This window comes from Qipengyuania sp., assembly GCF_048550555.1.
Taxonomy (GTDB): Bacteria; Pseudomonadota; Alphaproteobacteria; order Sphingomonadales; family Sphingomonadaceae; genus Qipengyuania.
Genome location: NZ_JBLYYF010000052.1, coordinates 28140 through 52628, shown reverse-complemented (window position 1 = coordinate 52628; position 24489 = coordinate 28140). Strand labels below are relative to the sequence as shown.

The 24489-nt window shown below is 66.5% G+C and carries 23 protein-coding genes; 17 read left to right on the top strand and 6 right to left on the bottom strand.

The genetic code is table 11. The features are described 5' to 3' along the window. Positions 1-178 precede the first annotated feature (178 nt). Together ACN4E0_RS13780 and ACN4E0_RS13775 are read left to right on the top strand one after the other, a co-directional pair. Positions 179-2248, top strand: a complete 2070-nt coding sequence (locus tag ACN4E0_RS13780) for an NAD(+) synthase (protein WP_419568759.1) — start codon at positions 179-181, stop codon at positions 2246-2248. Positions 2249-2250: 2 nt separating this feature from the next. Then, positions 2251-3138, top strand: coding sequence for a DMT family transporter (locus tag ACN4E0_RS13775; RefSeq protein WP_419568745.1), 888 nt, complete (start codon positions 2251-2253; stop codon positions 3136-3138). Here ACN4E0_RS13775 and ACN4E0_RS13770 read toward each other — a convergent pair whose 3' ends face one another. Further along, a complete protein-coding gene (locus ACN4E0_RS13770; RefSeq protein ID WP_419568743.1) occupies positions 3139-4236 on the bottom strand; it encodes a branched-chain amino acid aminotransferase in 1098 nt (365 codons plus the stop codon). Between the two features lie 591 nt (positions 4237-4827). Beyond that, positions 4828-5376: a hypothetical protein gene (locus ACN4E0_RS13765; protein WP_419568742.1), complete on the bottom strand. Its 549-nt coding sequence runs from the start codon at positions 5374-5376 to the stop codon at positions 4828-4830. 34 nt (positions 5377-5410) lie between these two features. On the opposite strand from ACN4E0_RS13765, the gene ACN4E0_RS13760 reads away from it, so the two are divergent. The 10 genes from ACN4E0_RS13760 (at position 5411) to ACN4E0_RS13715 (ending at position 16050) form a co-directional block, all read left to right on the top strand. Further along, entirely contained in the window at positions 5411-6148 is a 738-nt protein-coding gene (locus ACN4E0_RS13760; RefSeq protein WP_419568740.1) for a TlyA family RNA methyltransferase, read from the top strand. Positions 6149-6202: 54 nt separating this feature from the next. Beyond that, positions 6203-7735 carry an acyl-CoA carboxylase subunit beta gene (locus ACN4E0_RS13755; RefSeq protein WP_419568739.1) on the top strand — a complete coding sequence of 511 codons (1533 nt, stop codon included), beginning with the start codon at positions 6203-6205 and terminating at the stop codon, positions 7733-7735. Next, complete coding sequence (locus ACN4E0_RS13750; protein ID WP_419568737.1) at positions 7716-8228, top strand: hypothetical protein; 513 nt, start codon at positions 7716-7718, stop codon at positions 8226-8228. Before ACN4E0_RS13755 ends, ACN4E0_RS13750 begins: the two co-directional genes overlap by 20 nt. Further along, positions 8225-8674, top strand: coding sequence for a methylmalonyl-CoA epimerase (gene mce / locus ACN4E0_RS13745; protein ID WP_419568735.1), 450 nt, complete (start codon positions 8225-8227; stop codon positions 8672-8674). Before ACN4E0_RS13750 ends, mce begins: the two co-directional genes overlap by 4 nt. Positions 8675-8828: 154 nt before the next feature. Continuing rightward, the gene (locus ACN4E0_RS13740; protein WP_419568733.1) at positions 8829-9440 is read left to right on the top strand and encodes a glutathione S-transferase family protein; all 612 of its coding nucleotides are present in this window, start codon (positions 8829-8831) and stop codon (positions 9438-9440) included. A gap of 99 nt (positions 9441-9539) precedes the next feature. Continuing rightward, positions 9540-10325 carry an enoyl-CoA hydratase-related protein gene (locus tag ACN4E0_RS13735; protein WP_419568731.1) on the top strand — a complete coding sequence of 262 codons (786 nt, stop codon included), beginning with the start codon at positions 9540-9542 and terminating at the stop codon, positions 10323-10325. A 49-nt stretch (positions 10326-10374) separates the two neighbouring features. Continuing rightward, the gene (scpA, locus tag ACN4E0_RS13730; RefSeq protein WP_419568730.1) at positions 10375-12531 is read left to right on the top strand and encodes a methylmalonyl-CoA mutase; all 2157 of its coding nucleotides are present in this window, start codon (positions 10375-10377) and stop codon (positions 12529-12531) included. Further along, positions 12528-12989: a DMT family transporter gene (locus ACN4E0_RS13725; protein ID WP_419568729.1), complete on the top strand. Its 462-nt coding sequence runs from the start codon at positions 12528-12530 to the stop codon at positions 12987-12989. The genes scpA and ACN4E0_RS13725 overlap by 4 nt, the downstream gene beginning before the upstream one ends. Continuing rightward, the gene (gene bioB / locus ACN4E0_RS13720; protein ID WP_419568727.1) at positions 12986-13996 is read left to right on the top strand and encodes a biotin synthase BioB; all 1011 of its coding nucleotides are present in this window, start codon (positions 12986-12988) and stop codon (positions 13994-13996) included. Before ACN4E0_RS13725 ends, bioB begins: the two co-directional genes overlap by 4 nt. Before the next feature lie 2 nt (positions 13997-13998). Then, the gene (locus ACN4E0_RS13715) at positions 13999-16050 is read left to right on the top strand and encodes a biotin carboxylase N-terminal domain-containing protein (protein WP_419568726.1); all 2052 of its coding nucleotides are present in this window, start codon (positions 13999-14001) and stop codon (positions 16048-16050) included. Between the two features lie 9 nt (positions 16051-16059). Here the strand turns inward: ACN4E0_RS13715 and ACN4E0_RS13710 are convergent, their stop codons facing one another. Genes ACN4E0_RS13710 through ACN4E0_RS13695 form a run of 4 tightly spaced genes read right to left on the bottom strand, consistent with a single transcriptional unit; the run spans position 16060 to position 18986 of the window. Further along, positions 16060-16515, bottom strand: a complete 456-nt coding sequence (locus tag ACN4E0_RS13710; protein ID WP_419568724.1) for a GNAT family N-acetyltransferase — start codon at positions 16513-16515, stop codon at positions 16060-16062. 2 nt (positions 16516-16517) lie between these two features. Then, positions 16518-17288, bottom strand: coding sequence for a cyclase family protein (locus tag ACN4E0_RS13705; protein WP_419568722.1), 771 nt, complete (start codon positions 17286-17288; stop codon positions 16518-16520). Between the two features lie 31 nt (positions 17289-17319). Next, positions 17320-18429 carry a 3-dehydroquinate synthase gene (aroB, locus tag ACN4E0_RS13700; protein ID WP_419568721.1) on the bottom strand — a complete coding sequence of 370 codons (1110 nt, stop codon included), beginning with the start codon at positions 18427-18429 and terminating at the stop codon, positions 17320-17322. After that, positions 18420-18986, bottom strand: coding sequence for a shikimate kinase (locus ACN4E0_RS13695; protein WP_419568720.1), 567 nt, complete (start codon positions 18984-18986; stop codon positions 18420-18422). Before ACN4E0_RS13695 ends, aroB begins: the two co-directional genes overlap by 10 nt. 75 nt (positions 18987-19061) lie before the next feature. On the opposite strand from ACN4E0_RS13695, the gene ACN4E0_RS13690 reads away from it, so the two are divergent. From ACN4E0_RS13690 to ACN4E0_RS13670, 5 genes are all read left to right on the top strand, one after another. Beyond that, positions 19062-19196 (top strand): hypothetical protein, encoded by a 135-nt coding sequence (locus ACN4E0_RS13690; protein ID WP_419568718.1) that lies wholly within the window; start codon positions 19062-19064, stop codon positions 19194-19196. Continuing rightward, positions 19193-21037 (top strand): hypothetical protein, encoded by a 1845-nt coding sequence (locus ACN4E0_RS13685; RefSeq protein ID WP_419568716.1) that lies wholly within the window; start codon positions 19193-19195, stop codon positions 21035-21037. The genes ACN4E0_RS13690 and ACN4E0_RS13685 overlap by 4 nt, the downstream gene beginning before the upstream one ends. A 1-nt stretch (position 21038) precedes the next feature. Further along, positions 21039-21929 (top strand): tyrosine recombinase, encoded by an 891-nt coding sequence (locus ACN4E0_RS13680; RefSeq protein WP_419568714.1) that lies wholly within the window; start codon positions 21039-21041, stop codon positions 21927-21929. Between the two features lie 10 nt (positions 21930-21939). Continuing rightward, complete coding sequence (locus ACN4E0_RS13675) at positions 21940-22884, top strand: acetyl-CoA carboxylase carboxyltransferase subunit alpha (RefSeq protein ID WP_419568712.1); 945 nt, start codon at positions 21940-21942, stop codon at positions 22882-22884. Positions 22885-23007: 123 nt separating this feature from the next. Beyond that, a complete protein-coding gene (locus ACN4E0_RS13670; protein ID WP_419568710.1) occupies positions 23008-24486 on the top strand; it encodes a M48 family metalloprotease in 1479 nt (492 codons plus the stop codon). Positions 24487-24489: the final 3 nt, after the last annotated feature.

The window sequence follows — 24489 nt, the reverse complement described above, 5'->3', positions numbered from 1 at the left end:
CGGCGCGCGTTATGGCGTTCCCGCCGCCTGGCCGAGCCGCACGGTTTACGGCTGGGAGGCGAAGGGCAAGATCGCCCGCGCCTCGGTGCAGAAACGGCTGGCCGAACTCGGCGTCTGCCAGCCGGCCGACTGGATCGAACCGGCCCCGCCGTCCTCAGACGAGAAAGGCCCCGCCAGCATGAGCGGCAGCGACACGCATCCCTTCTACGACCTGCATACGCATGGCTTCGTCCGCGTCGCGACGGCAACGCCGAAGGTTCGCACCGCGGACGTGGCCTTCAACGCCGCGGCGATCCTGGAATGCGCGCGCGATGCAGCGGAGGAGCATGTCGATCTGCTGCTTTATCCCGAACTCGCGCTGTCCTCCTACGCGCTTGACGATCTTCATTTGCAGTCGGCGTTGCTCGATGCGGTGGAGGCGCAGGCCGAGGCGATCATCGAGGCGTCTCGCGAGCTCGCCCCGGTGCTGGTCTTCGGCGCACCGCTGCGCCGCAATGGACGGATTTATAATTGCGCGGTCGTGGTGTCGCGCGGCGAGTTGCTCGGCGTTGTGCCCAAGAGCTACCTGCCCAATTACCGCGAATATTACGAAAAGCGCTGGTTCGCCCATGGGCGCGGCTGCGTGGGGCTGACGATCGCCTGCGCGGGGCACGAAGTGCCGTTCGGGACCGATCTGCTCTTTGCCGCCAGCGATCTTCCGGGCTTCGTCTTCGGGATCGAAATCTGCGAGGATTTCTGGGCGCCCACCCCTCCGGGCACAATGGCCGCACTCGCCGGAGCCACGATCGTGCTCAACCTGTCGGCCTCGAACATTACCATCGGCAAGGCCGACGAACGCCACCTGCTCAGCCGGGCGAGCTCGAGCCGCGCGGTCTGCGCCTATGCTTACTCTGCAAGCGGTCATGGCGAAAGCACCACCGATCTCGCGTGGGACGGGCAGGGCATGATCTACGAACTGGGCGACCTGCTGGCGGAAAGCGAGCGGTTCGATCTCGCGCCCGAGCTATGCGTGGTCGATGTCGATACCCAGCGCATTCTTGCCGAGCGCATGCGCATGCAGACTTTCAACGACGCCGCCGAGGCGGCGGGCCGGCCCGAGGACAGCTACCGCAGGATCGGTTTCGCACATGCCGCGCCGCGCGGAGACCATGGCCTACGACGACCGATCCGTCGCTTCCCCTTCGTACCCAATCGCGCGGACAAGCTCGACGAGGACTGCTACGAAGCCTTCAATATTCAGGTCGACGCGCTGATGCGGCGGATCGAGGCGACACGCCCCAAATGCCTTGTCATCGGGATTTCGGGCGGACTCGACAGCACGCATGCGCTGATCGTGGCGGCGAAGGCGATGGACCGGCTCGGCCGTCCGCGCAGCGATATCCGCGGCTATACCATGCCCGGTTTCGCCACGTCCGACAGCACGAAGAGCAATGCCTGGCGGCTGATGAAGGCCTTCGGGACCACCGCCGAGGAAATCGATATCCGGCCCAGTGCCACGCTGATGCTCGAGAACATCGGCCATGCCTTCGCCGACGGCGAGCCCGTCTACGACACCACCTTCGAAAACGTCCAGGCGGGGCTGCGGACCGACTATCTCTTCCGGCTAGCCGGCCAGCATGGCGGCTGGGTCATCGGGACGGGCGATCTGAGCGAACTCGCGCTCGGCTGGTGCACCTACGGCGTCGGCGATCAGATGAGCCACTACGGGGTCAATGCGGGCGTGCCCAAGACGCTGATCCAGTATCTCATCCGCTGGGCTATCCAGACCGGGCAGTTCGATCCCGGCGTCGATGCGGTGCTGGGCGATGTGCTCGACACGGAAATCAGCCCCGAGCTGGTTCCGGTTGGCGCCGACGGTCGGATCCAGAGCACGGAATCGATCATCGGGCCCTACGAGCTCAACGACTTCTTCCTTCATCATGTCATCCGCTGGGGCCAGAAGCCGAGCCATGTTGCCTTCCTCGCCTGGCATGCCTGGAAGGATGCAAAATCAGGGCTTTGGCCGATCGACTTCCCGGATGATGCGAAGAACGCCTACGACCTCGTCACCATCGCCGAATGGCTCGAGAAGTTCCTCAGGCGGTTCTTCGGCTTCAGCCAGTTCAAGCGCAGCGCCATGCCCAACGGACCGAAGGTCTCGGCGGGCGGCGCGCTGAGTCCGCGGGGTGACTGGCGGGCTCCCAGCGACGCGGTGGCCGATACCTGGCTGGCCGAACTTGCGGCCGCCCTGCCGCCGCTGGACGCCTGATCGTGCCTGCGCGCGCGCTCGTGGTCATGATGGCGTGCAACGTCGTCTGGGCGCTCAACGTCGTGGTGAGCAAGATCGCCATCGCCGATCTCGGCGCACCGCCGCTGTTCTACGCGCTGCTGCGATCGGTGATCGTCGCGCTCGTGCTGGTCCCGCTGCTGCGCCCGCTTCCGGCAAGGCTGTGGCAGGTGCTGGTGATCGGGCTGGCGATCAGCGGCGGCTCCTTCGCCCTGCTGTTCATGGGCTTGGCGACCGCGAGTCCTTCAGCCGCGGGCGTGGTGAGCCTGACCGGCGCGCCGATGACCGTGCTCTTCGCGATCCTCTTCCTCGGCGAGCGCGTTCGCTGGCGGCGCGGGATGGGCATCGGTCTCGCCTTCGGCGGGGTGCTGTTCGCCATGGCGGGCGACAACCAGATGGAGACGAGCACCGGCCTGCTGCTGGTGTTCATCTCGGCGCTGGTCGGCGCCTTGGGCTCGGTCTTCGTCAAGCGACTGGAGCTGCCCTCGATCCGCATCCAGGCCTGGGCGGCGGTCGCTTCGATCATGGTGCTGTTGCCACTCACGGCGACGATGGAAAGCGGTCAGGTCGCGTCATTGGCCAAGGCCCCGCTCGAACTGGTCGCCTGCCTGTTCTTCGCCTCGGTCGTCGTCTCGGTGGGTGCGCATACCGCTTATTACCGGCTGTTGCAGGAGCATGACGCCAATCTGATCGTGCCGCTGACGCTGTTCACGCCGATTCTGACCATCGCATTCGGCGCCTGGCTGACCGGCGATGCCATCGGCGGTCGCCTTCTGGCGGGCGGGGCGATTGCCTTGCTCGGCGTGGCGATCATCGTCCTGCGCCCGAGCGCGACGTTCACCCGACGCTTTCTCGTCAGGCCACGGTTCTGATCAGTCGAGCGTGACCGTCCAGCCGTGGGTGTCCTCGACGGTGCCCTTCTGGATGCCGATCAGTCTCTCGCGGATCCTGTTGGTCATCTGTCCGGTGCCGCCGTTGCCGATGGTGAACTCGCCATCGGGGCCGAGCACGGTGCCAACGGGCGTGACAACCGCGGCGGTGCCGCAAGCCATTGTCTCGAGCAGCTTGCCCGTCGTGGCATCGGCGCGCCACTGGTCGATGCTATAGGGCTCCTCGCGCACCTGCAGGCCTTCTTCGCGCAGAAGCTGGATGAGGCTGTCGCGGGTAATGCCCGGGAGGATCGTGCCGGTGAGCGGGGGGGTGACAACGCTGCCGTCGTCGAAGACGAAGAACAGGTTCATCCCGCCCAGTTCCTCGACCCATTTCTTCTCGACCGCGTCGAGAAAGACCACCTGGTCGCAGCCATTGGCGATGCCCTCGGCCTGCGGTACGAGCGATGCGGCGTAATTGCCGCCGGTCTTGGCCGCTCCCGTGCCGCCGGGGGCCGCGCGGGTGTAGTTGCGGCTGACCCAGATCTTCACCGGCTTGGCGCCGCCCTTGAAATAGGGGCCGACCGGGCTGGCGATGAGGATATATTTGTACTGCCGCGCGGGGCGCACGCCGAGGAAGGCTTCCGAGGCGAACATGAAGGGCCGCAAGTAGAGCGAGCCGTCGGGATCGCCCGGCACCCAGTCGCGATCCCTGGCGACCAGCTGGCGGATCGATTCGAGGAACAGCTCCTCGGGGAGCTCGGGCATCGCCATCCGGCGCGCGCTGTCGTTGAAGCGGCGCGCGTTCTGCTCGGGCCGGAACAGGGCGAGGCTGCCGTCCTCGCGCTTGTAGGCTTTCATGCCCTCGAAGATTTCCTGCGCGTAGTGCAACACTGCCGCCGCGGGATCGAGAGTGATCGGTTCACGCGGACCGAGCGTGGCCCTGTGCCAGCCGCCTCCCACCGAATTCGGAGCGTCGGCATCGTAATCGATCACGACCATGTGATCGGTGAACAACTTGCCGAATCCGGGGTCCTGCAGCGCCTGCTGGCGGGTCTCGCCGGGAACCGGGGCGGGGTGGGGGAGATGCTCGAAATCCATGGATGCGCGGGTAAGGCCGGAAGCGGTTTTCCGCAAGGTTTCGGGGTAGGAGTTTTTGTTGCGTGCGTGAAGCGCATCCGCGCTTCCCTTGCGGCGGCACCAGCCCTCACCCCCACCCGGCCACCCATCAGCATAATTCCGTGGGTGGCCGGGTGGGGGTGAGGGCTGGTGCCGCAAGCTATCGACGGATGTCGAGAGCGCACCCACCAAAATGAGAAGGGCAGCGCCACCCTGGGGTGATGCTGCCCTTCGCATGGTCAGCGGCGGGAAGTGCCGCTCACGAGGTCTCTATCGACTCTGCTTACCGATAGTACCCCGCGCGGAAACTTGCCGACCTCTCTGCTGAACCATGAGACATCGGATCACCTCCTTTCGCGCTGTTAAGAGCCAAAGTACCCCGTCTCCGGGGAACAAGACCGCGTTTCGCCGCTGATCTTGAGGGCATATTTGAGTCTTTCGCGCCCGCAAAACAACCCTTGAAAAAAAGTTTTCCCACGTCAGAATTGGCGTTTGTGGCCCGGAAGGTTTTCCGGGCCGTTTTCGTACCTGTCGCTGGCGGGCACCACGAGGGTGAAACCACGGCGACTCCGGTCAACGGCAATCCTCGATAACCCGCGTCACTTCGGCCCAGGGCGGCAGGTAGAGCGTGGACAAGCCGGGAGTTTCCACAGCGAATCGTCCGCGCGTGATCGCCATCGCGTCGAGCAGGGGATCGCTCGCGGCAAGCGACGTCGTCACCGATGGTAGCTGCGAGCCGGTGGCCCGGGCCGCCAGGGTGCGGTCGGTCGTCTCGGTGCGGATCGTCATTGCGGTGGGCGAGGCGCCGCGCCCGCTGCGCGTCACCGTGACGCGGCCCGAGCTACGATCGCAGTCGATCGAGAACAGCGCCTCGCTTGCCCGTTCGCCGTATAGCGCGATGCCACCGTCGGCCTCCGCACGATAGGCCCAGTCGCCCGGCGTGCGCGGATTGTCGATCCAGTTCTCCGCAGGTGGCGGCGCCGGCGGCATCGGGGCCGGTGCACTCGCGACTGGCGTGGGTGTCGGCGTGGGCGCGGGAGTTGAATCCGGCGCGGGGACGCAGGCGGCGATAGTGAAGCTGAGCGCCAATGCGCCGCCGAGATGGGCATAGATCGGTTTCATGACGCATCAATGATCGCTAACGGCCATGTTTCCAATGGCAAAGAAGAAGCGCCTCGATCAGATGCTGGTGGACCGCGGGCTCGTCGAGAGCCGCACGCGGGCGCAGGCGCTGGTGATGGCGGGCTTGGTGTTCAGCGGCGAGCAGAAACTCGCCAAGCCCGGCCAGCAACTTGCCGAGGATGCGCCGCTCGATGTGCGCGGGCGTGACCATCCGTGGGTTTCGCGCGGGGGAATCAAGCTCGCGCATGCGATCGAGCACTTCGGGCTCGACCCTGCCGGCGTCATAGCAATGGACATCGGCAGCTCGACCGGCGGCTTCACCGACGTGCTGCTGCAGGGCGGCGCGGAGCATGTCTTCGCGGTCGATTCCGGGACCAACCAGCTCGCCTGGAAACTGCGGCAGGATCCTCGTGTTACCGTGCTCGAACAGACCAGCGCGCGCGTACTCACCCCGGCCATGATCGACCGCCCGGTGGGCTGGGTGGTGTGCGATGCGAGCTTCATCGGCCTCGCAAAGGTACTCGAAGTCCCGCTGAAATTGGCTCAATCGCACTGCCGGCTCGTCGCGCTGATCAAGCCGCAATTCGAAGTCGGGCGCGAGGAGGTCGGCAAGAAGGGCGTGGTCAGCGATCCGGCGCTGCACCGGCGCGTCTGCGCCGAGGTCCAGGCCTGGGTCGAGGGGCTCGGTTTCGCGGTCCAGGGGATCGTCGAAAGCCCCATTACCGGCCCCGAAGGGAATATCGAGTTCCTGATTTCGGCCCAGCGTGATTGACGCTGCGGCACGCTTCGCCCTAGGCGCTCGTGCAAACGTATGTACGGAGAGAGCATGTCCGCCAATATCGCCGAAATGGAACGTCGCCGCGAAGCCGCAGAACTGGGTGGCGGGCAGAAGCGCATCGATGCGCAACACGCCAAGGGCAAGCTGACCGCGCGCGAGCGCCTCGATGTGCTGCTCGACGAAGGCAGCTTCGAAGAGCTCGATCGCTATGTCGAGCACGATTGCGTCGATTTCGGCATGCAGGACCAGAAGATCCCCGGCGACGGCGTGGTCACCGGCTCGGGCACGATCAATGGCCGGCTGGTCTATGTCTTCAGCCAGGATTTCACCGTCTTCGGCGGCTCGCTGTCGAAGCGCCATGCGGAGAAGATCTGCAAGGTGATGGACACGGCTATGAAGGTCGGCGCACCGGTGATCGGCCTCAACGACAGCGGCGGCGCGCGCATCCAGGAAGGCGTGGCCTCGCTCGGCGGCTACGCCGAGGTGTTCCAGCGCAACGTCCTCGCCAGCGGGGTGGTGCCGCAGATCAGCCTGATCATGGGGCCGTGCGCGGGCGGGGCGGTTTACTCGCCTGCCATGACCGACTTCATCTTCATGGTCGAGGACAGTTCCTACATGTTCGTCACCGGCCCCGACGTGGTCAAGACGGTGACCAACGAGGTCGTCACGCAGGAGGAACTGGGCGGGGCGAAAACGCACACCACCAAGACCAGCGTCGCCGACAACAGCTTCGAAAACGACATCGAGACGCTGCTCGCGACGCGCGATTTCTTCGACTACCTCCCGCTGTCGAACCGCGAGGAGGTGCCCGAGCGGCCGACCTCGGACGCCTGGGACCGCGAGGAGCAGAGCCTCGACACGCTGATCCCCGACAATGCCAACCAGCCTTACGACATGCACGAGGTCATCCGTAAGACGCTCGACGAGGGCGATTTCTTCGAGATCCAGCCGGGCCATGCCGGAAACATCATCTGCGGCTTCGGCCGGGTGGAAGGGCGCACGGTGGGCGTGGTGGCGAACCAGCCGATGGTGCTCGCGGGCGTGCTCGACATCAACAGCTCGAAGAAGGCCGCGCGCTTCGTACGTTTCTGCGACGCCTTCGAGATCCCGCTCGTGACCTTCGTCGACGTGCCCGGCTTCTTGCCCGGCACGGCACAGGAGCATAATGGCATCATCAAGCACGGCGCCAAGCTGCTCTTCGCCTATGCCGAGGCGACCGTGCCCAAGATCACCGTGATCACGCGCAAGGCCTATGGCGGCGCCTACGACGTGATGGCGTCCAAGCACCTGCGCGGCGACCTCAACTACGCCTGGCCGACCGCCGAAATCGCCGTGATGGGCGCCAAGGGCGCGGTGGAGATCATCTTCCGCCAGGACCGCGACGATCCCGGCAAGATCGCCGAGAAAACCAAGGAATACGAAGATCGCTTCGCCAACCCCTTCGTGGCTGCCCAGCGCGGCTATATCGACGAGGTCATCTACCCGCATTCGACAAGGCGGCGGATCGCGCTGGGGCTACGCAAGCTGCGGACAAAGCAGCTCGAGAACCCGTGGAAGAAGCATGATAATATTCCGCTATAGCGTTGGGATTGTCGCGCTCGCCCTTGTGGCTGGCTGTAAGGAGAAAACGCAAGATTTGGCTCCTCAGGACGCTTTGCCATCCGTCTATTCTATCATCAAGAGTGGTAAGCCCTTCGATGAGGCCATTTTCCTTAAGAGCTATGCACAAAATCCTAACCAATTCTCATCAGATTATTTCGACGGGAACTGGGAAATCAACGGGTGGCTTGGACCAATTCCAAAATTCGATCCGAGGGGCGACATCCTCAGGCAGATCGATCCGCAGCACGAAGCGCCACCATTCATGTTAACTCTGGGCGACCAGCCTCCGGAAATATTCTCCATACCAAATCGCCCGAAATCCATAACGGCATGGATGACTAGGTTCAGCAGAACCAACGCTGGAAAGCTTAAGGCGGGTGCAAAGATCACATTAAAATGCAAGCGCATGCGGGTTGTAGGTGTTAATGATTTGACGTTCGACGACTGTCACCGAGCAGGAGTGCAAAAATGAAACTCGGCCGTCTCAATCATATCGGCGTCGCGACGCCCTCGATCGAGGAATCGCTGCGCTATTATCGCGACGTCATGGGCGCCACGCTCACGCATGAGCCATTCGATCTCGAGGAGCAGGGGGTGAAGGTCTGCTTCGTCGACACGCCCGGCGAGGAGGGCACGCACGGCACGCAGATCGAGCTGATCGAGCCGCTGGGCGAGAACTCGACGCTGACCGGTTTCCTCGCCAAGAACCCCGCCGGGGGGCAGCATCATTTGTGCTACGAGGTCGAGGACATCGAGGAGGCGCGCAACTGGTTCGAGGGACTGGGCAAGCGCATCCTCGGCCCGACGCGCATCGGCGCGCATGGCACGCCGATCTTCTTCCTCCACCCCAAGGACATGATGGGCCAGCTGACCGAGATCATGGAAACGCCCAAGGACGACTCGCACTGGTCGAACTGAGGGGGCGGAGAGCGCGCCGCATTCCACCAACCTTTTCGTCACCCCCGCGAAGGCGGGGGTCCAGCCGACCTTGAGGCAGAGAGCGACCCTTGTCTGGATCCCCGCCTGCGCGGGGATGACGGGCGGGGTGAAGCGGATTTGAGAGGATCTTCGAATGCTATTCTACGACAGCCCCAATCCGGCGCCCAATCCGCGCCGCGTGCGTATCTTCGCGGCGGAAAAGGGCATCGAGCTTCCGATGCAGGAAGTCTCGATCCCCAAGCGCGAGCAGAAGGCGCCTGAATACGTCGCCAAGAACCCGCGCGGGCAGACGCCGATCCTCGAACTCGATGACGGCACGGTGATCGCCGAGAGCGTCGCGATCATGCGCTATCTCGAGGCCGAGCATCCCGAGCCGCCGCTGTTCGGTACGACCTCGCGCGAAATCGCCGCAATCGAGATGTGGAGCCGCCGGGTCGAGATGATCCTCATGCCGCCGGTCGGCGCGGTGTGGGTCCACACGCATCCCTTCACCGCCGCGCTGCCCGGCCGCAACGAGGAATGGGGCGAGGCCAACCGCCCGCGCGTCGCCGACGCCATGCGCTTCTTCGACGAGTCGCTCGACGGACGCGACTACCTCGCGGGCGATGCCTATTCCGTCGCCGATATCCTGTTGTTGACGACGGTCGATTTTGCGACATTCGTCGGGCTGGAGATGCCCGAGGAGTGCGGCAACCTCGCTGCCTGGCACGCGCGCGTCTCGGCGCGACCCAGCGCCGGGGCCTGATTTTCCGCGCCGCGCCGTAGCGGACTTGCGCCGCGCCCTGTTCGCGGCCAATCTCGGTTGCGAAATAAAACCAGACAAACGCACCTTTGGGAGAGACGCGTGAGCTACGAAACCATCATCGTCGAGAAGGACGGTCCGCTGACCACCATCACGCTCAACCGGCCCGACCGGCTGAACGCGATGCCGCCGCAGATGGCGGACGAGATCGGCGCGGCCTTCTACGACCTCGGCGACAGCCGCGCGGTGCTGATCACCGGCGCGGGCAAGGGCTTCTGCTCTGGCGCGGACCTTGCCGCGCGGGGCGAGGGCAGCGCGCTGCAGAACAAGGGCGGCAGCCACCGCGCGCTGCAGAACCACTACAACCCGGCAGTCAACATGGTGCTGCGCGCGCCGGTGCCGGTGATCTGCGCGGTCAACGGTCCCGCGGCGGGCGTCGGCTGTAGCCTCGCGCTGGCGGGCGACTTCGTCCTTGCCGGACGCTCTGCCTATTTCCTCCAGGCCTTCGTCAATATCGGCCTGGTGCCCGACGGCGGGTCGACCTGGCTGCTCAGCCGCGCGATCGGCCGGGCGCGCGCGACGCGGATGATGATGCTGGGCGAGAAGATTTCCGCCGAGCAGGCCGAGGACTGGGGGCTGATCTACAAGGCCTGCGACGACGATGCCCTGCTCGACGAAGCCAAGGCTCTGGCGGAGAAGCTCGCCAACGGCCCGACGCTCGCCTACGCCACGATGAAGGCGAATATCGCCAAGGCGCTCGACGGTACCCTGACCGAGGTCTTCCTCGCCGAGGCTGAGGGCCAGCGGCTGGCGGGCGCGAGCAAGGATGCGATGGAAGGCGGCATGGCCTTCCTCCAGAAGCGCAAGCCTGCCTTCAAGGGCGAGTAATCGCGGGGACCTCTTCCCCTCTGCATACGATTGTGTTTAGGGGCAGGGCATGAGTGACACGCCGAGCTACGACGACTGGAAGCCTCTCGCCGACAAGGAGGTGAAGGGGCGCGATCTCACCTGGCACACGCCCGAGGGGATCGATGTGAAGCCGCTCTATACGAGCGCGGACACCGACGACATCGATCCGGGCGTTCCCGGCATCGCGCCCTTCACGCGCGGGCCCTATGCCTCGATGTACACCGGGCGCCCGTGGACCATCCGCCAGTACGCGGGCTTCTCCACCGCCGAGGAATCGAACGCCTTCTATCGCCGCAACCTCGCGGCGGGGCAGAAGGGCCTGTCGGTCGCCTTCGATCTCGCGACCCACCGCGGCTATGATTCCGACCATCCCCGTGTCGTGGGCGATGTCGGCAAGGCGGGCGTCGCGATCGACACCGTGCGCGACATGGAAGTGCTGTTCGACCAGATCCCGCTCGACCAGATGAGCGTCAGCATGACGATGAACGGCGCGGTGATCCCGGTCATGGCCTTCTACATCGTCGCGGCCGAGCGGCAGGGCGTTGCGCAGGACAAGCTTTCGGGGACCATCCAGAACGACATCCTCAAGGAGTTCATGGTCCGCAACACCTATATCTACCCGCCCGAACCCTCCATGCGGATCGTTTCGGACATCATCGCATATACCTCGGCCAACATGCCGAAATTCAACAGCATTTCGATCTCGGGCTATCACATGCACGAGGCCGGGGCGACCGCCGTGCAGGAGCTCGCCTTCACCATCGCCGACGGCAAGGAATACGCCAAGCGCGCGATGGAAGCGGGGCTCGATATCGACGCCTTCGCGCCGCGCCTGTCCTTCTTCTGGGGCATCGGCATGAACTTCTTCATGGAGATCGCCAAGATGCGCGCCGCGCGCCATCTGTGGCATGACGTGATGACCGGCCTGGGCGCGCAGAACGAGAAATCGAAGATGCTGCGCACGCACTGCCAGACCAGCGGTGTGTCGCTTCAGGAGCAGGACCCCTACAACAACGTCATCCGCACCACGGTGGAGGCGATGGCGGCGGTGCTGGGCGGCACGCAGTCGCTCCACACCAATGCGCTCGACGAGGCGATCGCGCTGCCGACCGATTTCTCCGCCCGCATCGCGCGCAACACGCAGCTGGTGATCCAGGAAGAGACCGGCATCACCAATGTCGCCGATCCGCTGGGCGGCAGCTACTACATCGAAAGCCTAACCGCCGCGCTGGTCGAGAAGGCACAGGGCCTGCTCGACGAGGTCGAGGCGGCGGGCGGGATGACCGCCTATGTCGCGAGCGGCAAGCCCAAGGCGCAGATCGAGGAGGCCGCCGCCGCCAAGCAGGCCAGCGTCGATCGCGGCGAGACGGTGATCGTGGGCGTGAACAAGTATCGCCGCGACAAGGAAGACGAGATCGACACGCTCGATATCGACAACCACGCCGTCCGCCAGAGCCAGATCGCGCGGCTCGAAAAGGTCCGCGCAGGCCGCGACGAATTCGCCTGCAAGGCCGCGCTCGATTCGCTGGCGCGCGGCGCGGCGCAGCGCGAGGGCAATCTCCTCGCCCTCGCGGTCGAGGCGGCACGCCACGATGCGACGCTGGGCGAGATCTCCACTGCGATGGAGGACGCCTATGGCCGTTATGACACCATGCCCAAACCGGTGCGCGGCGTGTATTCCGCCGCCTATGCCGAGGACGAGCGGTATGCGCAGGTAGTCGCAGGGGTAAAGGCGGTCGAACGACAGCTGGGCCGTGCGCCCAAGCTGATGGTCGCCAAGATGGGCCAGGACGGCCACGACCGCGGCGCCAACGTCATCGCCAGCGCCTTCGCCGACATGGGCTTCGAGGTCGTCTCCGGCCCGCTGTTCCAGACGCCGCAAGAAACGCGCGACATGGCGCTGGAGAACGACGTAGACGCCATCGGCGCGAGCAGCCTCGCGGCAGGCCACAAGACGCTGATCCCCGAACTGATCGGCCTGCTGAAGGACGCGGGCCGCCCCGACATCAAGGTCATCGCCGGCGGCGTGATTCCGCAGAAGGATTACGATTTCCTCCGCGATGCCGGGGTGCAGGGCATTTACGGCCCGGGCAGCAATGTGGTCGAATGCGCCGCGGACGTGCTTCGCCTTCTGGGGCATAATATGCCACCTGCAGGCGAAGACCTCGATGAGGCGGAGGAATGAGCGGTTCGCCGTCGACCGCATTCGTCCCTATCGCCGCGATGATGTTCGCGGCGGGGCTGGGCATTCCCGTTTTCGCGGCGCTCAACTCGGCGCTCGGCCAGCAGCTAGGCGGGCCGGTGGCGGCGACCGCGGTGACCTTCGCCGTCGGCGTCGTCATCGCCGCGATCATGCTGGCCTTCACCGGATTCCCGCCCGCGAGCGCCTTTACCTTCGAGCGGCCGTGGCTCTGGATCGGGGCCATCGTGATGCTGTTCTACGCCACGTCGGTGGCATTCTCCGCGCCGCGCATCGGATTGGGCAACGCGATCTTCTTCGTGCTGCTTGGCCAGATCGTCGCTGCGGCGATTATTGATCACTTCGGCCTGCTGGGTTCGATCCAGAGCGCCATCACCCCCAAGCGCGCGCTCGGGCTGGTCGTGATGGCGGTGGGCCTCTACCTTGCGAGGAAACCCGCATGACTGACATCCGCACCGACTGGACCCGCGCAGAAATCGCGGCGCTGTTCGACCTTCCTTTCACCGAGCTGCTCTTCCGCGCCGCCACCGTCCACCGCGATTTTCATCCGCCCGAGCAGGTGCAGCTCTGCACGCTGCTGTCGATCAAGACCGGCGGGTGTCCGGAGGATTGCGGCTATTGCTCGCAGTCGGTGAAGGCGGAATCGGGCGTCGAGGCGACCAAGCTGATGGAGGTGCAGTCTGTCCTCCAGCGCGCGGCACAGGCCAAGGATGCGGGCAGCCAGCGCTTCTGCATGGGCGCGGCGTGGCGCAACCCGAAGGACCGCGACATGCCCGCGATTGTCGAGATCGTGAAGGGCGTGCGCGCCATGGGGCTGGAGACCTGCATGACGCTGGGTATGCTGACGCCGAAACAGGCGGACATGCTCAAGGAAGCGGGCCTCGATTACTACAACCACAATGTCGACACCGGTCCGGAATATTATGAGCGCGTGATCTCGACACGCAACTACCAGGACCGGCTCGATACGCTGCAGAACGTGCGCGATGCGGGGATCAACGTGTGCAGCGGCGGGATCGTCGGCATGGGCGAAACGCGCGCGGACCGCGTGAGCTTCGTCCACACGCTCGCGACGCTAGAGCGCCACCCCGAAAGCGTGCCGGTTAATGCGCTGGTGCCGGTCAAGGGCACGGTGCTGGGCGACATGCTGGCCGATACGCCGCTCGCCAAGATCGACGATATCGAATTCGTCCGCACCGTTGCGGTGGCACGGATCTGCATGCCGATGAGCATGGTGCGCCTCTCCGCCGGGCGCGAGAGCATGAGCGAAGCGACGCAAGCCCTGTGTTTCATGGCGGGCGGGAATTCGATCTTCACCGGCGACAAGCTGCTCACCGCGCCCAATGCGGGCGACGACAGCGACGCCGCGCTCTTCAACAAGCTGGGACTCACCGCCCTCCAGCAGGAAGAACCGATGCGGGCGTGCAAGGCCATGGAACCAGCGGAGTGACAATGTTCAAGAAAATTCTCATCGCCAACCGCGGCGAAATCGCCTGCCGCGTCATCAAGACCGCGCGCCGCATGGGTATCGCAACGGTCGCGGTCTATTCCGATGCCGACGCGCGTGCGCCCTTCGTGCGGATGGCCGACGAGGCGGTGCATATCGGCCCGGCGCAGGCGGCGGAGAGCTATCTCGTCGCCGACAAGATCATCGCCGCGTGCAAGCAGTCCGGCGCCGAGGCGGTGCATCCCGGTTACGGATTCCTGTCCGAGCGTGCGAGTTTCGTCGAGGCGCTGGCCAAGGAAAACATCGCCTTTATCGGCCCGCCTGCAAAGGCGATTGCAGCGATGGGCGACAAGATCGAATCGAAAAAGATCGCGCAGGAAGCGGGGGTCAACACCGTGCCGGGTTCGGGCGGGGCGATCGCCGACACGGCCGAGGCGCTCGAATGGGCCAACAAGATCGGCTATCCGGTGATGATGAAGGCCAGCGCCGGCGGCGGCGGTAAGGGCATGCGCCTCGCGTGGAACGACCAGGATGTCAGGGACGGCTTCGAGGCCACGCAGCGCGAAGGCCTGAACTCCTTCGGCGACGACCGCGTCTTCATCGAGAAATTCATCGAGGACCCGCGTCATATCGAGATTCAGATCCTCGGCGACCAGCACGGCAACGTCATCTACCTCAACGAGCGCGAATGCTCGATCCAGCGCCGCCACCAGAAGGTGGTCGAGGAAGCGCCGTCGCCCTTCGTCACCCCGAAGATGCGCAAGGCCATGGGCGAGCAGTGCGTCGCCCTGTCGAAGGCGGTCGGCTATCACAGCGCGGGCACGGTCGAACTGATCGTCAGCGGCGCCGACGCGACCGGCGAGAGCTTCTACTTCCTCGAAATGAACACCCGCCTGCAGGTTGAGCATCCAGTGACCGAAGCGATCACCGGCGTCGACCTGGTCGAGCAGATGATCCGCGTCGCCGCGGGCGAGAAGCTCGCCATGACTCAGGACGACGTGAAGATCGACGGCTGGGCGATCGAGAACCGCGTCTATGCCGAAGATCCCTATCGCGGCTTCCTGCCCTCCACCGGTCGCCTCGTGCGCTACCAGCCGCCGGTCGAACCCTGGGCCGATGATGGCGCCGAGAACGGCCGCCGCGGCATGGACGGCATCCGCGTCGACGACGGCGTGTTCGAGGGCGGCGAGGTGTCGATGTTCTACGACCCGATGATCGCCAAGCTGGTGACCTGGGGCGAAACGCGCGACGAGGCTGCCGACTTGCAGGTCGCCGCACTCGACGCCTTCCGCATCGAAGGGCTGGGGCACAATGTCGATTTCCTCAGCGCGATCATGCAGCATCCCCGCTTCCGCTCGGGCGAGCTGACCACCGGCTTCATTGCCGAGGAATATCCCGAAGGGTTCACCGGCGCCGCCACGCCCGAGCGCACGATCGGCGTGCTCGCCGCGGTCGCGGGGCTCGTCTCCACCGCCGACGCCGACCGCTCGCGCCGGATCGAGGGCCAGCTCAACGGCCCGCTGCTGCCACCGGGCGACTGGACGGTCCGCATCGACGGCGCGGACCATGCGGTCGTGCTCGAGGAGGACGGCGTCTATGTCGACGGCGAGCAGGTGACGCTGGCCTTCGAATACACTCCGGGCGATCGCTTCATCGCGGTCGAGCTGTTCGACAACGGCGCGGAGGAGGACGACGCGGCGATCGAAAGCTACGGCATCCAGATCGAACCCACGCGCAGCGGCTATCACATGACCACGCGCGGCGCGAAGCACGAGCTGCGGGTGCTGCCGACGCGCATCGCGCCGCTGGCCGAGCATATGATCGAGAAGATCCCGCCTGACCTGTCCAAGCTGCTGATCTGCCCGATGCCGGGTCTGCTGGTGAAGCTGCATGTCGAGGAAGGCGAGGAAGTCCAGCCGGGCCAGCCGCTCGCCACCGTCGAGGCGATGAAGATGGAGAACATCCTCCGCGCCGAGAAGGAAGCGGTGGTCGGCAAGATCAACGCCGCCGAGGGCGACAGCCTCGCGGTCGATGCGGTGATCCTCGAACTCGAATAGGGCCGCGCGCTAGAGCGTGAGGTGATAGCACTGGTTGTGCGGGCCGTTTGCGTAGTCCGCAAAGCCGTCGCCCGGGGCGAAGCCGCGTGCGGTGTAGAGCCCGATGGCGGGCGCGAATTCCGCGCTGGTGCCGGTCTCGAGGCTCAGCCGGGTTAGGCCCTCGTCGCGCGCGATTGCGATCAGCGCCTCGAGCAGCGCGTGCGCGACGCCCTTGCCGAGATGGTCGGGATGCGTGCGCATCGACTTGAGCTCGGCAGTGCCCTCCGACAGCCGCTTCATCGCGCCGATGCCGAGCAGGTGCTCGCCGTCCCAAGCGCCGAGCAGCGTCACCGCAGGCCCCGACAGCCCGCTGACGTCGAGCGCGAAGCTGGTGCCGGGCGGCGAGACCGCGAGCATGTCGCGCTGGTGGAATTCGATCATGGCACGCACCGCGGGGTCGGCGAGGTCCGCCGTTTCGATTCGCATTCTCAGTCCTCGACCAGCGCCACCGCGCGGATCCAGCCCGCGCTGGCGCGCTCGATCTTCACCGGGAAGCAACTGAAGGTGAAACCGTGGCTGGGCAGGCTGTCGAGATTGGTGAGCTTCTCGATCTGATAATAGGGGCGGATGCGCCCGGCCTTGTGGCCTTCCCAGATGATCGACGGGTCCCTGGCTTCGGCCCAACGCTTCGCCGTGTGGCTGAACGGCGCATCCCAGCTCCATGCATCGGTGCCGACCACCTCGACCCCGCGCTCGGTCAGCCACAGCGTCGCTTCGGCGCCGAGCCCGACGCCCTGATCGGTGAAGTTCTCGGTGCCGTAGACCGCGCCCGACTGGACGAGCACGATGTCGAGCGGCTGGAGTTCGTAGCCGATCGCAGCGAACGCTTCCTCGACCTCGGTAGCACTCACGACATGGCCGTGCGGCAGATGGCTGAAATCGAGCTTCACGCCGGGGCGGAAGAAGCGGTCGAGCGGGGCCTCGTCGATGCTCGGCGCGGGGCTCGCGCCGTCATTGGTGGTCGAATGGTAGTGCCACGGCGCGTCCATATGCGTGCCGTTGTGGGTCGAGAGTTCGAGCATCTCGACCGCCCAGCCTTCGCCGTCGGGCAGATCGTCCTGTTCGAGCCCCGGGAAGAACATGGCGATCTGCTGCCAGGTGCTCTCGTGCGTCATGTAGGTGACCTTGGGCCGCATCACCTCCGGGTCCGAGATCACGTCGTTGGTGATCGGGATCGAAAGGTCGATGAAGCGGGTCATGACACGAGAATGCGCGCAGCACCCGGCGCGGTCAATGCGCCTGCAGCTGCTCGTCGAGGAAGGCGGCCACGTCGGAAAGATCGACGTCGCGCGCGAGATGCGCCTCCCCGATGCCGCGCAGCAGGATGAAGGGCAGCGTGCCCGCATCCATCTTCTTGTCGTGGAGCATATGCGCGGTAAGCCTGGCGCCGTCGCAGTCGAGGCCGAGCGCGGAAATCTCCGACGGAAGCCCGGCGGCATCGACCGCGCGGGTGACGCGTGTGGCATCGTCGAGGGTGATCGCGCCGCGCCGCGCCGAATAGCGCGCGGCCAGCACCATGCCCAGCGCGACGCCTTCGCCGTGGAGCAGCCGCTCCGAAAAGCCGGTCTCGGCCTCCATCGCATGGCCGAAGGTATGCCCGAGATTGAGCAGCGCGCGCGCGCCGCTGGTCTCGTGTTCGTCCTCCGCGACGATCCGCGCCTTGGCCGCGACGCTGGCGGCGACCGCGTGCTCGAGCGGTTCCGGCTCGAGCGCGAGCACCGCCGGGCCCTGCGCTTCAAGCCAGTCGAAGAAGTCCGCATCGCCGAGCACTCCGTATTTGAGCACCTCGGCATAGCCGGCGCGCAGTTCGCGCGCAGGGAGCGTGGCGAGCGTTGCGAGGTCTGCGAGCACCAGCGCGGGCTGGTGGAAGGCGCCGACGAGGTTCTTGCCCGCCGGCGTGTTGATCGCGGTCTTGCCGCCGACCGAGCTGTCGACCTGCGCAAGCAGCGTCGTCGGCACCTGGACGAAGCCGCAGCCGCGCTTGAGAATGGCGCAGGCGAAGCCGGTGAGGTCGCCGACCACCCCGCCGCCGAGCGCGATGACATGGTCGCCGCGCTCGACGCCCTGTTCGAGCAGCCAGTCGGTCAGCCGCGCGAGGCTGTCCCAACTCTTCGAGCCTTCGCCGGGGGCGACCTCGTACCAGCGCGGCTCGACACCCGACGCCTCGAGCGAGGCTGCCACCGTCGCGCCCCAATGCGCGCGGGCATTGGCATCAGCGACGATGCAGGCGTGGGGTTTGCGCAGGAAAGGCTCCACTTCATGCGCGATGTCCGCGAGCAGGCCGCCGGCCACGCGCACTTCATAGCCGCGCCCGGCCAGGTCGACGGGAATCACAGCCATGCGTCGATCGCCTCCAGGATGTGCTGCACGGTTTCGCCATGCGGGCCGTTGTCGGTCACGACATGGACCGGCGCCTCGGCATAGAAGGCGCCGCGCCGTTGCTTGAGGTCGGCCAGGATCGCGCGCGGGTCGCCGGTGCGCAGCAGCGGGCGATTGTCGCGCCGCGCGGTGCGCTCGACCAGCGTTTCGACATCGCAGTCGAGCCAGACGGCGAGGCCGCGCTCGAGGATCAGCGCGCGCGTGCCGGGATCGACGAAGGCGCCGCCGCCGGTGGCGATGACGCCGTGCCGTTCCTCCATCAGCCGGGCGATGACACGCCGCTCGCCATCGCGGAAATAGGCCTCGCCATGGCTTTCGAAGATTTCGCTCACCGTGCGGTCGGCAGCCCGTTCGATTTCCTCGTCGACATCGACGAAATCGGTCCCGAGGACGGCTGCGAGCCGACGGCCGACGGTCGACTTGCCGACGCCCATCAGCCCGACCAGCACCACCGGGCGGTCGATCCGCCGCGCGATGCCGCCGATCTCGGCCGGGGTGAGGGTGGTCGCATGGGTCATTGCCGCCGTGCCTAGAACTGGGCTAGGGCGCGGGCAAGGTATCAGCACTTGAAGCGGGACGCGAAAAACTTGGCGATGAGCGGCAGGAAGATGGGCGGAGCACTGGCGGCGATCGTGGTGGCGGTGCTGGTTGCGGCGCTGGTCGATGGCGGCGAGGAGCCGCTGCGCCCGATCGAACAGACCGTCGAACTGCCGGAGGCCGCGCGATGAAATCGGCCTGGCTGATGGGCGGCGCGGCGCTGGCGCTGACCTCCGCGGTGGTATGGGCGCAGGACGCGCCGGTCGACCTGCTGCCGCCGGGATTCGACAAGCCCGCTCCGACCCCGACACCGGCCCCGCGGGCGACGCAGGCGCCTGCCCCGGCCCCGGCGCAATCGGGCACCCCGCAGGCCGTCCCCACGCAATCGGGGGAAGTGGTCCAGCCGCTGCCGGAGGAACAAGGGCCGGCAACCGCCGATCTCGACCTCTCGAATCTGCCGACGCTCGAGGAACTCGAGGCGATGTCGACCGACGAGCTCGACGAATTGTTCGGGCTCAAGCCCAAATACGACATTCCCCCCGCCGCGCGTCGCTCGATGGAACGCGTCGGCGTGCTCGGGGCGGAGGAGGGCGGGCTGCCCTCGGCCTCGCTCGCACGCCAGCCGGCGGGGCTGGTTCGCGCGGTGCTTGCGGGTACCAAGGGGCCGCTCGTCTCGCGCTGGGGACATATTCTCCTGCGCCGCGCCCTCGCCAGCCGGCTCGATGCGCCCGAGGGCATGGATCCCGTCGAATTCGCCACCCTGCGCGCGCAGGCGCTCAATGCGATGGGCGAATACGTCGTCTCCCGCGCGCTGGTGCAGGATGTCGACACGGGCAATTATTCGCCCGCACTGACCGATGTCGCGATCGAGGCCTATGTCGCCAGCGCCGATATCGTCGGGGCTTGCCCCGCCGTGAGGCTGGCCGATGCCGGGCGCGACGATGCGCAGTGGCAGATGCTCGCCGGGATATGCAACGCCTATGCGGGCGAGGAAACGCGCGCCCAGAACGATCTTCGCCGCCTGCTCAACCGGACCGAGGACGACCGCATCGACGTGCTGCTTGCGCAACGCTTCGCCGGTGCGGCGGGACGCGGACGGCGCGCGGTGACGATCGAGTGGGACGGGATCGAAACGCTCTCGCCCTGGCGCTTCGCTTTGGCCAATGCGCTGGGCGAGCCGATCCCGGACAATCTGCTCCAGAAGGCGGGACCGGAACTGCTGCGCCGGTCCGCGCTGATCCCGGCCCTGACGCCGATCCAGCGCGCCCAGGGGGCGGGAATCGCAGCCACGGGCGGGATCCTCTCCTCCGCCGCGATGGTCGATCTCTACAGCCAGATCTTCGCCGAGGAGGGGGCCGAGGGCGATGCGGTGCAAACCGCCGCGCGCCTGCGCGAAGCCTATGTCGGTGGCCCTGCCGCGCGGCTCGCGGCGATCAAGGATATCTGGGCAGGCGGCGGCGATTACGCCTATGGCCGGGCCGTGCTGACCGCCTATGCTGCAGCCCGCATGCCCGCCGACGAAGCCTATGCCGACGATGCGGCGGGACTGATCGCATCGATGCTCGCCGCGGGTCTGGACCGGGACGCGATGCGCTGGGCGGGTGTGGTCGACGATGGCAGCGAGGCCGCGATGCTGCTCGCGGTGGCGGCGCCCCGACGCGCGCAAGCGGTGCCCGACGGCGAGCTCGACAGCTTCATCGACGACGATGATTCGGCCGGCCAGCGCAAATCGCGCATGCTGCTCGCAGGTCTCGCCGGGCTCGGACGGGTGGGCGATGCGGAGATCGCCGAATATAGCGGCCGCCTGGGTATCGACCTTGCCGCCCCCACCCGCTGGACCCGGATGATCGACCGGGCCGCCGAGGTCGACAACCGCGCGCTCGTCGCCATGCTTGCAGGGCTCGGCATGCAGGGATCGAGCTGGGACCGGATGACCGCTCGGCATCTCTACCACATCGTCGCAGCGCTGCGCGGCGTGGGGCTCGAGGCCGAAGCCCGGATGATCGCCGCGGAGGCGGTCGCGCGCGCCTGAGGTGAGCGCTCCGGGCGCCTCGGCCGACGATTTCCTGGCCATGCTCGCTGCCGAACGCGGCGCGGCGCGCAACACCATCCTCGCCTATGGCCGCGATCTCGAGCAGGCCGAGGACATGCTCGGCGGCGCGCTCGCGGAGGCCAGTCCCGCACAGCTCGCCAGGATCGCACAGGGCTGGTCCGCACTCGCGCCGTCGACCGTCGCGCGCAAGGTCTCGGCGCTGAGGCAGTTCTTCGGTTTTCTCATCGACGAAGGGTTGCGCGAGGACGATCCGACGCATGCCCTGCCGCGGCCCGCCGCGCGGCGGCCCTTGCCGAAAATCCTCTCGCATGACGAGGTCGAGGCGCTCTTCGCCACGGCCGAGGAGGCGGCCCGCAGCGATGCGCCGCACGCGGTTCGGCTCCTGACGCTGCTCGAAATGCTCTATGGCTCGGGACTGCGCGCGAGCGAGCTCGTGTCGCTGCCGCTTTCCTCCGTGCCGCGCGATGCCCCTTTCCTGACGGTTGTCGGGAAGGGGGGGCAGGCGCGCATGGTCCCGGTGAGCCAGCGCGCACGCGCCGCGCTGTCACGTTGGCTGGCGCTGCGCGAGGCGGGCTCGCCGTGGCTGTTCCCCTCGCGCAAAGGGCATCTGTCGCGCGTCCGCCTGTTCCAGCTGCTCAAGGAGCTTGCGGTCCGCGCCGACCTGCCGCCGGAAAAGCTCAGCCCACATGTCCTGCGCCATGCCTTCGCCACCCATCTGCTCGAGGGCGGGGCGGATCTGCGCGCGCTGCAGACGCTGCTCGGCCATGCCGATATTTCGACCACCCAGATCTACACGCATGTCGATGCCGCGCGGCTTGTGAAACTGGTCAACGAACGCCATCCGCTTGCGCGACCGCGATCTTCGGACTAGCGCGGGCGCCATGATTTCCTATCTCGAATTCGAGAAGCCGGTCGCCGAGCTCGAACAGCGTATCGCCGAACTGCGCAGCGCAGCCGAGGGCGACGACGTGGACATTTCCGCCGAGCTCCAGCGGCTCGAGCAAAAAAGCGCCACCCTTCTGGCAAGCACCTACGAGGCGCTCAGCCCGTGGCAGAAGACGCAGGTCGCCCGGCATCCCTCGCGCCCGCACTTCCGCGACTATGTCGCACAGGCCTTCGAGGAGTTCGTCCCGCTCGGCGGCGATCGCTGCTATGGCGACGACGAGGCGATCCTCGGCGGCTTCGCCAAGCTCAACGGTCGCAAGGTCGTGCTGATCGGCCATGAAAAGGGCAACGACACCGCCAGCCGCATCCGTCACAATTTCGGCATGGGCAAGCCAGAAGGCTATCGCAAGGCGATCCGCCTGATGGAGATGGCCGGGCGGTTCGGCCTGCCGGTGGTCACTCTGGTCGATACGTCGGGCGCGTTTCCGGGGGTCGAGGCGGAAGAGCGCGGCCAGGCCGAAGCGATCGCCCGGTCGACCGAAGCCTGCCTCGCGCTGCCCGTCCCGATGGTTGCGGCGATCGTGGGTGAGGGCGGTTCGGGCGGCGCCGTGGCGCTCGCCAGCGCCGAACGCGTGCTGATGATGGAACATGCGGTCTATTCGGTGATCTCCCCCGAAGGCTGCGCCTCGATCCTCTGGCGGACGGCCGAAAAGGCACCCGATGCGGCGGAGGCGATGAAGGTGACCGCCCAGGATCTCCTCAAGCTCGGCGTGATCGACCGGATCGTCCCCGAACCGGTCGGCGGCGCGCATCGCGACCCGCAGCAGGCGGCGACCACGCTGGGTGCGGCCATTGCCGAGGAACTCGACAAGCTCGGCCGGTTCGCGCCGGACGAGCTCAAGCGTCTGCGCGAAGAGCGTTTCCTCGCCATCGCCGGATAAGTGCCGGAAAAGGCTGGCGGGAACCAAGCACCGCCGGCTGCTGTTCTCCCTAGCGTAATCAGACACGGCCCCGTGGCTCGCCCGGTGCGGGCCGCGTCGGCTGCCAATCGGGGAGAGCCCTTCATGTCGCGCTTCAAACTTGCCGCCGCTTCGTCCGTAACCGCGCTTTCGCTGGCCCTGGCCGGCTGCATGGGCGGGGGCAACATTCCCAGCGCTTCGGCGCCGATCACCCAGAGCGAGGCCCAGACGGGGGCCGAGGCGCACCCGCAATTGCTGGCCGAATTCGGCGGTGCGATGAGCGGCAGCCAGGCGCAATATGTCGAGCAGGTGGGCAAGAATATCGCGGTCCACTCGGGCCTCGGCAACGCGCGCGAGTCCTTCACCGTCTCGCTGCTCAACAGCCCGGTCAACAACGCCTTCGCGATTCCCGGCGGCTATATCTACACTACCCGCCAGCTGGTTGCGCTGATGAACAACGAGGCCGAGCTGGCCGGTGTTCTGGGGCATGAGATCGGCCATGTCGCCGCGCGTCATTCGCAGCGTCGCCAGGCAGCCGCTCAGCGCAACACACTGCTCGGCGCGGCGGGCGCGATCCTGTCGGGCATCCTGCTCGGGAACAGCGGCCTCGGCCAGCAGATCGGCCAGGCCGCGCTGCAGGGTTCGCAACTGCTGACGCTCAAGTTCTCGCGCTCGCAGGAACTCGAGGCCGACGAGCTGGGTATCCGTTATCTGGCCGACGCCGGCTACGACCCGCGCGCCATGGCGACCGTCCTCAGGAGCCTCGCGATGCAGAATGCGCTCGATGCGCAGATCCAGGGACGCGACAACGCCAATATTCCCGAATGGGCTTCGACCCACCCCGATCCGGCGAGCCGCGTGCAGTCGGCGCTGGCCACCGCGCAGGCGACCGGCACGACCGGCGGAATCACCAATCGCGACACCTTCCTCACGCGGATCGACGGGCTCACCTATGGCGACGATCCGAAGCAGGGCGTGGTCGAAGGGCGCCAGTTCATCCATCCCGAATTGCGGCTCGCCTTCACCGCGCCGCAGGGCTTCTACCTGGTCAACGGCACCCGCGCCGTGACGATCAACGGGCAGAGCGGTCAGGCGCAATTCTCGACCGCGGCCTTCAACGGCAATCTCGACAGTTATGTGACCAGCGTCTTCGCCGCGCTGAGCGAGCAGCAGCAGATTCGCCCGCAAGCGATCCAGAAGACCACGGTGAACGGCCTGCCCGCCGCCTATGGCACGGCGCGCGTTTCGTCGAACAGCGGACAGGTCGATGTGACCGTGTTCGCCTATGAATTCGCCAACAACCAGGCCTATCACTTCCTCGCCATCAGTCCGGCCGGCCAGACCTCGCCCTTCACCCAGATGTTCGGCTCGATGCGGCGGATCGATGCGCAGACCGCGGCGAATGTCATCCCGCGCGTGATCGACGTGGTCACCGTGCGCAGCGGCGACACGGTTGCGTCGCTGGCGAGCCGGATGGCCTATTCGAGCAATCAGACCGAACGCTTCCGCGTGCTCAACGGACTCGATTCGAACGAAAGCCTGACCGCGGGCCAGAAGGTCAAGATCGTCGTCCGCGGGCGCTGATTG